The sequence below is a fragment of the Paenibacillus filicis genome, assembly GCF_038070315.1.
GTDB classification, from domain to species: Bacteria; Bacillota; Bacilli; order Paenibacillales; family NBRC-103111; genus Paenibacillus_G; species Paenibacillus_G filicis.
This window is the reverse complement of sequence record NZ_JBBPCC010000017.1, coordinates 107,935-119,991: the sequence shown is the minus strand read 5'-3', so window position 1 is coordinate 119,991 and position 12,057 is coordinate 107,935. Positions and strand designations below refer to the sequence as shown.

Genomic DNA, 12,057 nt, shown 5'->3' with positions numbered 1-12,057 from the left:
AAATCCAACGAGGAGGTGCCGACATGGCGGAATATCGGCTGAAAGGGGAACAGGGTGAGATCAGGTGGGGGGAGCTAATCGAGTTCGAGACGGTCGAAGCGGAGCTTCGGAAACGGCGGCCTCTGCATGCAGGGGAGAATCCATCCGGTGTCTGGGAATGGACGCTGGAGGAGGGGGTGTACCGTGCGCAGGATATCGTCCGCGAAGTAGGGACGCTGCTGGCTGCCGTTATCGCTCAGCTTGGAGGCGCGGGAGATTCGGCGGAGCTGCTGCTGGATAACGTTCAGGCCAGCCTAGCGCTCTCGGGCAGGGAAGCCGTGCTGCCACTGGGTACGCTGGCGTTCGGAGACGCTGCAAGGCTGGAGCTTTCCAGGCAAGCGCAGACTATAGGGGAAGGGGTGACGCGTTGGGCCAGAGAATTCTCATCGGGGCGACGGGCGCTCATACGTTATGGCGAGGAAGCTCTTCAGAGACTGGTTCAGCGAAGCCGGTGCGATTCGCACTTATGGACGCCTCAGGTTGTTGACCTGCTAACGGGACCCGCTGGGGGTCCGGTCGTGATGCAGCTGTTCAACGAATATCTGCATCAGCTTATCCTGCTTCGGGATGCGCTGCTGCCCTTCGAGAACTGGGAAGAGGTGGCGATCGAGATCAAGCACAGCGGACCGGGCAAGGGGCTTCGCTTCCTGGAGCAGGCCCGGGAGCAATTCCTGTCTATACTGCTGGTGAAGAAGGTGCCTCATCGGGATATCGTCCGCTTGGCCCAAAGCCTGCTGAATCCGGAGCTGACGGCTGTAGGCTACGGCTTCCAATATCGGCTGGGCACGGTACTACCAGCGGGGTTAGGCCGTTCACCGGTCCAAGCGCCGAAATATTTGCTTCGCTGGCATCCCGTTCTGACGGTCGGCTCGCCCTCGCCGGAATCGGGTGGCGCTCCTTCGGTTGCCTTTGTCTACGAGGAGGAAGATTATTACGCAGCGGAGCGTTCTCCGATCGGCGAGGGAGAGCCGTTCGAGCCTGGAGCGACGGGGACGGAGCTGGCAGGCATTCAAGAGGCCGTAATCACCAGCCACCCGGCAGACTCCGCAGGACAGGCTACACTCCAGTACCGGCTGCACGCCGAATCCGGGGAGTTCGCGGTGGACTTGGGCCAGATCGCCAGAGGGCACCGCTATCTATATGTCCCGCAGCCTCTGCCGAGCACAGCTGGCTCTGAGGATGATGCGGACCTTCGCTCGCACGGCGCCCTAGATGTTCTGGCTCTGCCGGGACTTGTGACCGGCGAATCCGGCATCCACGGGATCTCGGCGGGCGGCAATCCTCTGCTCGTGTGGGCGCTGCTAGGAAAGCTCTACCCGGAGAATGTCATCCTCTTAGCACAGAGTCATCCGCATGATCTGGAGGCGGCCAAGAGATCGGGCAAAAGCTTCGGGGCGAAATTTTTGCTGATCGAAGCTTAAAGAAGGCTTAAGCGGCCAATGGATCTGAAAGATCACGCTTGCGGCTCCGGAGCCGTTGAGCCATGAGCTTCTACGTAATCGGCACCAAACCGGCAAAGCATGCTCAGCATCGGCACCAGCCGCTGGCCAAACTCGGTTAGTGTGTATTCTACCTTCGGAGGGGAGACGGCGTATACGGTGCGTGCGATCAGACCGTCCTTCTCCAAGGTTCTCAGCTGCAAGGTCAGCATCCGCTGGGTCGCATCCGGTACCAGCTTCTGAAGCTCGTTGAAGCGCAGCGTGCCTTTGGCCAGGAAGCTGAGGATCAAGATTTTCCACTTGCCGCTGATCAAGCTCAAGGTAACTTCGGATGTGCAGCTGTATTCGGTATCTCGAAAGGTTAGCATGTTCGTGAACCTCCGTTCGCTGTTTTGTCTCTGATTATATCAAACCCCCGTTTTCTGTACAGCTAACCAAGGCAGAAAATCCGATCCGGTTACTTTTCCCGGCCCTCCTGTCTTAGTAGGCGAAATATTCGTGCCTTAAGCCATCTGCATATTTAATTATTGATTCCCTTATTGGTTCAGGAGATTAAAGATAAGGGAGGTTTATGGTTTAGCGGGTGAAAGTTGAGGCGATCCTGAGGAGCTGGGGAAGGTGAGGCAGTGGAACTTGAGGCTGCGAGTGAGACTGTGAGACGAAGGGGATTAGCGAGGGGCAATTTTCCTCTATGCAAGCAAGCCTGGCACTCTCCAAAGGGAGCTTGCCAGGCTTGTGTCTGTTTTAACCAGATCGCGCGTTCTAGCCAATATCCATGGCTGTCTTGGACTCGCCGGAGGCCGAGGCTGAAGCGGCCTGCATGCGCTTGTGCGCCTCCAGGTCGAAGCGGGAACGGCCCATGAACAGCGACACCACGATGCCTGTGAGGGCAGCGGCGACAAGCAGCCAGAAGCCCGTGTGAACGGCATCGCCGAGTGCATTCTTCAGCATGGTCAGAACAGGAGCCGGTACCTGATGGCCTGCATGCAGCAGCACCTGGGGACTGGTGAACGCTTCGAGCTTGTCGGCCGGGATGCCCAGCTTGGGCGCTTCCGCTGAGATCGAGGAGGCCATATGCCGATTCACGATGACGGCCATGACGGCAGAGCCGAACACCCCGCCCACCGAGCGGAAGAAGGAGACGGTAGAAGCGGCCACGCCCTGGAAGCGCGCCGGGGCATTCGTCATGATCGCCATCTGCGAGATCGGCATCAGGATACCGATGCCGATGCCCAGCAGCAGCATGTCGGCGCGCAGCGTCCATGGATTCACATCGAGCGGCAGCAGGGTGACGATAAATGCTCCGGCTCCGGCGAGCAGCATCGACAGCAGCGTGCTCATCCGCCAGCTCAGGAAGCGCATCGTGGCGCTGCTGAACAGCATGCCGATCATGACGGAGAACATCATCGGCGTGAGCGCGCTTCCCGCATCTCCGGCATCGCCGCCGAGTCCGCCCTGGATGAAGATCGGGATATAGAGCAGCGATCCGAACATGATCATGCCCTGCAGGAAGGTCGCAGCGCTGGAGCCGGCGATCGTGCGGTTTTTGAACAGCTCGAGGGGAAGAATGGGTTCCTCGGCCCTCTTCTCGGTGTACAGGAACATTAGCAGTCCGGCGAGCCCGCCGGCAAATAGCGTGAGGATCGGCCAGGAACCCCAAGGGTAGCTGACGCCGCCCAGCTTGAGCGCAAGCAGGGTGAGGACAGTCGTCGTGATCAGCCAGAACGCCCCCGCATAGTCGATTTTGCGTTTCTTAGCCGTGTCCTTCGTCTCGACGAGGGCCCAGGCGAGAACGCCAAAGGCGATCAGACCGAGCGGGAGGTTGATGTAGAAGTTCCAGCGCCAGCTCATATACGTGGTGATGAAGGCCCCGAGGCTGGGGCCAACGATGGAGGAGAGAGCGAATACGCCCATAAACAGCGCCTGGAACTTGCCGGCCCGCTCCTGCGGCATCAGGGTGAAGATGAGGGTGAAGGTAATCGGCATCAGCCCGCCTGCCCCGAGCCCCTGGATGCCGCGGAAAATAATAAGCTGCGTCATATCCTGCGCAACTCCGCATAGCGCCGAGCCGAGAATGAAGGTGAATAGACCGGCGATATAGAACCGCTTGCGCCCGTACATGTCGGACAGCTTGCCGACGATGGGCATGATCGCGGTCGAGCTCAGCATATAGACCGTGAACACCCATGAGATCTGCTCAAAGCCGCCGAGCTTCTCGACGATCGTCGGCAGTGCCGTAGACACAATCGTCTGGTCGAGCGAGGACAGAAACAGACTGAGCAGCAGGGCGCCCATCACAGCATTCAAACGTTTGGGACTCAAGCGCGTTCATCTCCTTTGGAATTGGGCATGGTAATGCCGTCCAAAATCATGGTCACCATGTTTTCGATCAGTTCATCGGTTTCATCCTGCGACGGAAGCTTATGCTTCAGGAATACGTCCATTCCCCCGTCTAATCCTCCCCAGAACACAGATGACATCACCTTGGGGTCCAAGGCCTTGAGTCGTCCTGCTGCGATCCCCTGCTCGAACAGCTGGATGAGCGGTCCGTTTGTATTCTCGTGATGATTGGCCAGAATTTCAGGCGCTTCGTCCCCGAAAATAACAGGGATATCCTGCCACATATTCCGGTAGACCAGCACCATATGGGGCCTCATCTTGGCCGACACGAGGAAGAAGCCTGCATAGGCTCGCAGCTTGGCGAGCAGATCGACTTCGGCGTTCAGGGTGAACAGGCTGTAATCCTTGGCCTGACGGATGAACTGCTCATACATGGCGCGAAAAATCTCATTCTTGTCCTTGTAGTAGTAGTACACGAGCCCGCGGGCCAATCCGGCTTTCTTGGCGATATCTGTGATATCTGAAGCATGCAGGCCCTTCTCGAGATATACCTGCACGGCGGCCTTCAAGATTTGCTGGAGTCGTTCCTCCCGGATTTTCTCATTCTGCTCGGGCGAGCGAGGGGACATGATGGTGAACCTCCAAAGTATTGGAATTAGTTTAATTGACGGTTGTGTCAGTTAAAAATATAGCATTGGTTGACGGTTGTGTCAATATAGAAAGTGGAAGATACCAGAAGGTGCATGGCCGATCGGAAGAGCGTGGCAGGGAAGGCTTGTCCCAGACACAAGCAGAACGACCAGGCAAGAAAAAAGGCTGCCTCCGGCAAAATGACCGGGAGCAGCCAAAGCTTATAGCTTATATGGAGCTTCAGGCAGCAAGGCTGATAAGGCTTGGCCTTGCTGCCGGTCTCTCCCCGCGCTTCAGCTGAAGCCTTACAGAATGGAGGGGAGAGCGTGGCTTCCCTCTCGAGCTGCCATCCGGCTTCGGCCGTTAGCGGCGTGATCTCCGCTTGCGGCCGCGTGCTCCGGCAGTCTTGCGCTTGCGGCGCCGTCTGCGGCGGGAAGCTTCTTCGGCTTCCTCTTCTGCCGCGGCTTTCTTCCCTTTGCCGAAGGAGCCCATCAGCAGCTTGATCATCGGCGCCATCTGCTGGACGCTCTGGACCATTTTTTGCATTTTGCCGAAGGTGTCGACGATCCCGTCAATGCCGCCCATCCGGTCGACAACTTGCTTAATCTGCTGAATGTTAAAGCTGCTGCCGCTTCCTCCGGCGCTGCTCCCCCCGCCTCCGAATATCGAGGCCAGACCGGAGAGCGCACCGCCGCCTCCCTGGGCCGGGGCGACAGATTGCGGCACGAGGGCCGCTGCTTGCTGAACCGGCAGCTCCGCGCCTCCGAGGCCCGGGTAATTGCCGAAGAGGCTGGAATCGGCATAGCTTCCCTGCGTCAAGCTCCGCGTCTGCACCGGCGGTCGTGAGCCGTAGCCATAAGGCGCTCTTCCACGGCCTCCCGGCAGGGCTGAGGCTCGCGGAACGATGCCGCGGTTGCCGATCGTTTGTTTCGTCCATGTCATGGCTGTTCATTCCTTTATCCAAAATCTCGCAGTCCTGCTGCGGCGGACTTTCATCCATCATCGGTTTTCTTGTATAATGTATGTGCTAGGCAAATGGATGGTATGGACTCCTGTCACGGGTTTGTAGATTTTGGCCTATTGGGGATTTAGCACTTTATCGCTTAAAAGTGATGTTATACTTACGAAAAGGAAGGATTTTAGATAGGCGCGTCGAATACTAGAGTGTTTGGTGTGTGATTCCATTGTAAACCGAACCCATTTCAGAGTAAGATAGGGTTTGATCGATCATCGAGGGGTTGAACGTTAATGCAATTGAAGAAGTTGAACGATAAAGCGATAGACCAACTGTTCGAAGCGATTTTGACGCTCAAGGATATAGAGGAATGCTACGTATTCTTTGACGATTTGTGTACGGTGAACGAAATTCAGTCGCTGTCCCAGCGTCTGGAGGTAGCGCGTATGCTGCGCAAGGGCAATACGTACAATCAGATCGAAGCGGAGACAGGCGCCAGCACGGCGACGATCTCCAGGGTCAAGCGCTGCTTGAACTATGGCAATGACGGCTATAAAATGACGCTGGAGCGGCTCGGACGCTAGAGCTGTTAGTGCCCAAGGCTGGCGGCTGCACCGTCGTTCGGGGCCATGCTGCGGAGGACAATGGGGCAGCCTGTCAGCGTTTGTCAGGCGTGAGGTTGAGGATAGCCCTGGACAAGCGGCGGAGGCTGTAACGGCGCGCAGGCAACGGAAGGCCGGATCAGTTCTTTGCTTTGCCGGAAGGAGCTCGGCTGTCTGGATGATCAGCAGTCTCTCCGGGGGCCGGGCAGATGTGCAGCGTCAACAGAGGCTTTCTTAGCTCTGAGTCCTGGGTGATCTCAGCAGCAGCGAAGAACACCGGCTTCACCCGGCCTCTCAGGCGGGGGCAACATAGCAAGAAGCGAATCCTACTCGGTCGCGTTGATCGCCGCTGAGCGGGATTTTTCGTGTTCATGTGCGAAAAACTCGGCTCGTTTTTGGAGAGGGGGCGTGCAGTGTGGTAAAATACGGGATATTAGTCATAAGTCACGGCTCCCGGAGCGAGGAATGGGTAAGGCTTGTGGACGAGGCCGTCCATGCGGTGCAGCTGCCGCCCGGAATTCTGATCGTATCCGCTTATCTGGAGATCGTCGAGGGACGGCTCATCCAGGACGGCATCGACATGCTGGAGGCGCAGGGCGTGACGGACATCATCGTCATCCCGCTGTTCGTCTCCTCCGGCAGCACACATATCGATGAGATCAGCTATGCACTCGGCATGAAGCTGTCGCCGCTGCTTCCTACCGACATGGAGCCCTTCCGGATCAAGGCCGCGATTCACCTCGCCCAGCCGATCGACGATGATCCCTTGATCGCCGAGATCGTGCATGAGAAGCTGAGTCCGCTGTCCGAGTGTCCTGAGCAGGAGCTTGTGCTCCTCGTCGGACACGGCAGTGTAGAGAAAGGCTTCCATACTGCCTGGCGGCAGGGATTGGAGAAGCTGGCTGCTCGCATCCAGACGCTCGGCGGCTATGCCGGAGCGGACGGCGTGATGCTGCTGCCCGATCAGGTCGGGTGGAAGCTGCGGACTTGGAGCCGCCGTCTGCCGGGCTGCACGGTGCTGGTCGCTCCGCTATTCCTCAGCGAGGGGTATTTTACCGGGCAGGTGATCCCGGAACGCTTCGAGGGATGCGAATATCGCTACAACGGGCAGTCGCTGCTGCCGCATCCGGGTGTGTCCCTGTGGATGGAGCGTCAGATCGCCGGGATGCTGGAACAGTGCGGGTATGCGGGATAGCACGGCTCTGAGCTTTGCCGATGCTTGCAGAGGCTGCTGACGGGTAATGGATCGCAGTTAGTCTGGACGCAGATTAAGGCATTGCGGCTTGAAAGGGCTACCAGTCCGTGCGTGCGTGGCAAGTGACGCAGGAACGGTTAAATAAGTAGGATGACGTCCGCCGGGTGGGAACAGGATTTTTGACGGCAGGGCCGAATCCATAAGTAAAGGTTAACATGGGGTCAAGGGTCAGGGCGCCGCACGGCGTTATTACTTGGGGTGAACGGGTGAGCAGATATGGCAGAACGGGCCAAACGGGCAAGGTTGATCTATAATCCGTCTTCGGGACGCGAAGAGATGAAGAAGCGTCTTCCGGAGATCTTACAGCGGCTGGAGCGCGGCGGACTCGAGACGAGCACGCATGCGACCATCGGGGAGGGCGATGCTACACTGGCCGCCGCCGATGCGGTGGCGCGGGGCTTCGATATCGTCATCGCGGCGGGCGGGGACGGTACGCTCTATGAAGTTATCAACGGGATGGCCGAAAAAGAGAACAGGCCGCCGCTGGGCATTTTGCCGCTGGGAACGACCAATGACTTCGCCCGGGCGCTGAACATCCCCCGCAACTGGGAAGGCGCCGTCGATGTCATCCTGCGTCAGCACGCGCGCCCGATCGACGTGGGCAAGGTGAATCAGCGCTACTTCATCAACATCGCCGGGGGCGGCTCGATGACCGAGCTGACCTATGAGGTGCCCAGCAAGCTGAAAACGATGATCGGCCAGATGGCCTACTATATGAAGGGCCTCGAGAAGCTGCCACGGCTGCGTCCGATCGAGGTCTACATCCGAACGCCAGAGGTCGAGCTGCACGAGGAGGTCATGCTGTTCCTGATCTCGAACAGCAACTCCGTCGGCGGCTTCGAGCGCCTGGCGCCGGATGCGTCGCTCAGCGACGGTCTGTTCGACGTGCTGATCCTGCGCAAGTGCAACCTCGCGGAGTTCATCCGCGTCGTCTCGCTGGCGCTGCGCGGCGAGCATCTGAATGACTCGCATGTGATCTACCTGCAAACCAAGCATATCCAGGTCACCTCGCCGGACTATGTCCAGCTCAACCTGGACGGCGAATTCGGCGGCACGCTGCCGTGCATCTTCACCAACCTGCCTCAGCATCTGAACATCTTCGTCGATGAGACGGGGCAGACGACCTACAAGAACAATAATCCGCTGAATCTGATGAATCTGTGGAAACCGAAGACCGGAGACGATAACGAGCATGAAAACGAATAAATCCAAACGCCGCGGCGGCGCAAGCCGACAGTCGCCCGGAGCGGCACAAGGTGCAGAGCTGCGCGATCTTCCCGTGGCGAAGAATGAAGAGTATCTGGCTGACATCGTCGGCCTCGGACATGACGGGGAAGGGGTAGGCCGTGTGAACGGCTTTACCCTTTTTGTGCAAGGCGCGCTGCCGGGCGAGAAGGTCCGCGTCAAGGTACTGAAGCTGAAGAAGCAGTACGGCTACGCCAAGCTGCTCGGCATCGTCGAGGCGAGCCCCGACCGGGTCGACGCACCCTGTCCGATCTACAGCCAGTGCGGCGGCTGCCAGCTCCAGCACCTGAGCTATGACGCCCAGCTCCGCTGGAAGCGCCAGCTCGTGGTGGACAACCTGGAGCGGATCGGCAAGCTGCAGGTGGCGGGTGAGGGCGAGGGTGAGTCGACGGGTATCGTCGTTCACCCAACGCTCGGCATGAGCGAGCCTTGGCGCTACCGCAACAAGGCCCAGGTGCCAATCGGCTACAACCCTGCGGGACCGGGCAGTGAAGAAGGCGGCCTGGTCGCGGGCTTCTATGCACAGGGCAGCCACCGGATCATCGACATGGACGCCTGTCTGATCCAGCACGAGCAGAATGACGACGTCGTCCGCGTCGTCAAGCAAGCGGCCGATTCGCTCGGCATCCGCGCGTACAACGAAGAGACGGGCCGCGGCCTGCTGCGGCATGTCGTCGCCCGCTATGGCTTCCATACCGGCGAGATCATGGTCGTGCTGGTCACCAACGGCGAGTCCATCCCGCACCGGGACGAGCTGGTCGGTCTGATCCGTGAGGCCGTGCCCGGCGTGACGAGCATCTGTCAGAATATCAACACGCGGACCACGAACGTCATCTTCGGCGACCGCACGGTCGTGCTGTGGGGCCGTGACGTAATCTACGATACGATCGGCGACATTCGCTTTGCGATCTCGGCGCGATCGTTCTACCAAGTGAACCCGGTACAGACCGAGGTCCTGTACCGCAAGGCCCTCGACTTTGCCGCGCTGACCGGCGAAGAGACCGTGATCGATGCCTACTGCGGCATCGGCACGATCTCCCTGTTCCTCGCCCAGCAGGCGAGGAAGGTCTACGGCGTCGAGATCGTCGCCGAGGCGATCGACGACGCCCGCGCCAATGCGCAGCTGAACGGCATGCGCAACGTCCAGTTCGAGACCGGCCCCGCCGAGGTCGTCATCCCGGCCTGGCGCCAGCAGGGCATCGCCCCCGACGTCATCGTCGTCGACCCGCCGCGCAAGGGCTGCGACGCCGCGCTGCTGGAGACGATCCTGGCTATGCAGCCGGAGCGGGTGGTGTATGTGTCTTGTAATCCGTCGACGCTGGCACGGGATCTGAGAGTGCTGGAGGATGGCGGGTATAGGACGGTGGAGGTGCAGCCGGTGGATATGTTTCCGCATACCGTTCACGTAGAATCTGTGGCTTTGTTGGTGAGGAATGGTACAGAGGGCTGAGATTACAGTGGTGGAGCGGGTTTGGGGAGTAGTACAGATGGGATGGAAGTGTGAAACAGAGGCTTAAAAAAAGTAGAGTTGACTGATTGTTGACGAAATTAATAGATTAATTGGGGGATGCCTAAATCTTTTTCGGGTGTTTCAATTCGACTCCCTTCGCCTCCACCATGTAAATCCACAACCCCATCAGGTTGTGGATTTTTGCTGTTTTGCTTGCTAAAATCGTTATAGTAGGAGCAAGCGAATAAGCGTACATATTGAACGGGGAAGGCGGCTGAAATGATGTCCGTTAAACATACCTGGTTCCGGAGTTGAATGTGGATGAATATCAGGTTTGAGTATCCTTGTCCGCTTTTGCAGTCGTTTATCGAATGTTGTTGGTCTTGGGAAAGTGATAATTCTGAGTATGAACTGCATCATCTCCCAAGAATCATTCCAAGTACGAATATGGAAATGATACTTTTTTATAAGGAGCCGTTTTCCATTTCGGATCGTAAGGGAGACGGTCATCGGCTTGTTGACAGGAGAGGGGCGACTCAGCGCTATGAAAGCACAGAAAATAACGGAGGAACTGGATGAGCGGTTCGAAGAAATGTCCATGCTTTTCGATATCGAGCTGGAATCGTGGTTTAATGCGGACACCTTTTATTGCGAGGGTTGCGCAGAGGAGTTTATTCGAACATGGCCCGGGATAAATAACCGGGATTAAGATTTTCAACGAAATACGATTACGTTGGATTCCTTTTATCATGGGACTCGATTATGTGATGCCTTCACGGAATCGGAGTTCTATTATCTCGTTCAACAGATGACATGCCCACATTGCGGGGGGCCCGTTACCGAGTTCTTCAGTCCCTATGAGCTAAAGTTTGATGTGCCCACTCGTTTTGAAACAGATGTAGAGGAAATCGCTACTCTTGCTGAACAGACCCCCTTTTTATTATTGAGTCATCCGTTTGCTCAGACTGTGTTCGATGAAATCCATCGACTATCTAAGCATACCCCAGTAATCAGCCTTCCAGCTCCAATGTTCAGAGCGCGAAAGTGTGACTCCAAGCATAGCTTCTCCAGTATCGACTTTATGGCACCCAAAAGAGGGATCATTGCCGAAGGAAGGTACAATCATGCTGGCAACCAAGTATATTACTTGGCTGAGGATCTCGTGACGTGCTTCTATGAAATGCGGATGCCAAACGAGGGTATTATGCTAGGGAGAATCGAGGTATCCGAGCCACTGAAGGTTCTCGATTTGATGGATGAACAGCTTGAGGAGAATAGCATTATTCAAGCCATCCAGTGGTCTTCGTTGCTTAGTTCTCCGGCTGAGGGGGAGGGTTGGCATAAATCACATTACGTTTTCACTCGGTTCGTTGCGGATGTGGCCCGATCAGCAGGCTTCGATGCTATCCGATACCCCAGTGTCCGGTTCCATGAAGGATACAATTACGTCCTTTTGGACTATGAAAAAGTGAAACCCTGGATTTTCGTCTTGGATTTCCAACAAGTCTCTAAGGAGGAAATCTTGGCGGAGCGGGATAAGAACCGAAGGTTCTCAAGGACATCCAGTAGTCATTGAACAAGCACCGCGCAGCCGACAAGCTCATTCCTATGTGTATCCATCGGCGGCAGATTATTATCGCTATTTGCAGGGGGTCAAAATGAGTAATAGATTGAAAGAACTTAAGCAGCGATGTATGGACGTAATGAACCAGAATGAGTGGATCAACCCACTATTTGACAAAGCGGCTTCGATTTGTATAGAAACAAGGGATGAGTTTTTAGAACAGGAGAATACATGCTATACAGACGAAGCAATGGAGAGAGCAAGATTCCAACATTCCTATCATGGTTTTCTATTTTCCCTTCTTGAGGATATCCACAGGTATACTTATTTAGCTGCATGTGAAATTTCTCTGTATGAAGAACGACTAAGTCAAAAAGATGATAGAAGCTTTTTTAGTTCGCGATATTTTCTTGCTAATGCATCACATCACATAATAGGTGTATGGGAAAGAACACTTCGTTTATCCGGATTGGTTTATGGATACGATTTTAACAACCGCTCTTGGAAATATAGCCAGATCTATAAGTAATAAAGAAGG

Annotated in this window: 12 protein-coding genes; 8 read left to right on the top strand and 4 right to left on the bottom strand. The window is 56.4% G+C overall.

The annotated features are described in order from the left end of the window. Positions 1-23 precede the first annotated feature (23 nt). Positions 24-1,460, top strand: a complete 1,437-nt coding sequence (locus WMW72_RS23665; RefSeq protein WP_341418047.1) for a hypothetical protein — start codon at positions 24-26, stop codon at positions 1,458-1,460. A gap of 32 nt (positions 1,461-1,492) precedes the next feature. On the opposite strand, the gene WMW72_RS23660 is transcribed toward WMW72_RS23665, so the two are convergent. The 4 genes from WMW72_RS23660 to WMW72_RS23645 form a co-directional block, all read right to left on the bottom strand. Beyond that, entirely contained in the window at positions 1,493-1,846 is a 354-nt protein-coding gene (locus WMW72_RS23660) for a winged helix-turn-helix transcriptional regulator (protein WP_341418046.1), read from the bottom strand. A gap of 394 nt (positions 1,847-2,240) precedes the next feature. Then, positions 2,241-3,800, bottom strand: coding sequence for a DHA2 family efflux MFS transporter permease subunit (locus WMW72_RS23655; protein WP_341418045.1), 1,560 nt, complete (start codon positions 3,798-3,800; stop codon positions 2,241-2,243). After that, complete coding sequence (locus WMW72_RS23650; RefSeq protein ID WP_341418044.1) at positions 3,797-4,447, bottom strand: TetR/AcrR family transcriptional regulator; 651 nt, start codon at positions 4,445-4,447, stop codon at positions 3,797-3,799. Before WMW72_RS23650 ends, WMW72_RS23655 begins: the two co-directional genes overlap by 4 nt. 364 nt (positions 4,448-4,811) lie before the next feature. Further along, the gene (locus WMW72_RS23645) at positions 4,812-5,390 is read right to left on the bottom strand and encodes a hypothetical protein (RefSeq protein WP_341418043.1); all 579 of its coding nucleotides are present in this window, start codon (positions 5,388-5,390) and stop codon (positions 4,812-4,814) included. A 306-nt stretch (positions 5,391-5,696) separates the two neighbouring features. Between WMW72_RS23645 and WMW72_RS23640 the strand changes: the two genes are divergently transcribed. The 7 genes from WMW72_RS23640 (at position 5,697) to WMW72_RS23615 (ending at position 12,048) form a co-directional block, all read left to right on the top strand. Next, positions 5,697-5,987 (top strand): YerC/YecD family TrpR-related protein, encoded by a 291-nt coding sequence (locus WMW72_RS23640; RefSeq protein WP_010494821.1) that lies wholly within the window; start codon positions 5,697-5,699, stop codon positions 5,985-5,987. A gap of 433 nt (positions 5,988-6,420) precedes the next feature. Then, positions 6,421-7,200: a sirohydrochlorin chelatase gene (locus tag WMW72_RS23635; protein WP_341418042.1), complete on the top strand. Its 780-nt coding sequence runs from the start codon at positions 6,421-6,423 to the stop codon at positions 7,198-7,200. Between the two features lie 276 nt (positions 7,201-7,476). Further along, positions 7,477-8,466 carry a diacylglycerol kinase gene (locus WMW72_RS23630; RefSeq protein WP_341418041.1) on the top strand — a complete coding sequence of 330 codons (990 nt, stop codon included), beginning with the start codon at positions 7,477-7,479 and terminating at the stop codon, positions 8,464-8,466. Beyond that, on the top strand, positions 8,453-9,955 hold the full coding sequence (rlmD, locus tag WMW72_RS23625; protein ID WP_341418040.1) for a 23S rRNA (uracil(1939)-C(5))-methyltransferase RlmD: 1,503 nt from the start codon (positions 8,453-8,455) through the stop codon (positions 9,953-9,955). The genes WMW72_RS23630 and rlmD overlap by 14 nt, the downstream gene beginning before the upstream one ends. 544 nt (positions 9,956-10,499) lie before the next feature. Further along, positions 10,500-10,664 (top strand): hypothetical protein, encoded by a 165-nt coding sequence (locus WMW72_RS23620; protein WP_341418039.1) that lies wholly within the window; start codon positions 10,500-10,502, stop codon positions 10,662-10,664. 99 nt (positions 10,665-10,763) lie between these two features. Next, complete coding sequence (locus WMW72_RS35665; RefSeq protein ID WP_423227588.1) at positions 10,764-11,531, top strand: RES family NAD+ phosphorylase; 768 nt, start codon at positions 10,764-10,766, stop codon at positions 11,529-11,531. An 82-nt stretch (positions 11,532-11,613) separates the two neighbouring features. Further along, positions 11,614-12,048: a hypothetical protein gene (locus WMW72_RS23615; protein WP_341418038.1), complete on the top strand. Its 435-nt coding sequence runs from the start codon at positions 11,614-11,616 to the stop codon at positions 12,046-12,048. Positions 12,049-12,057: the final 9 nt, after the last annotated feature.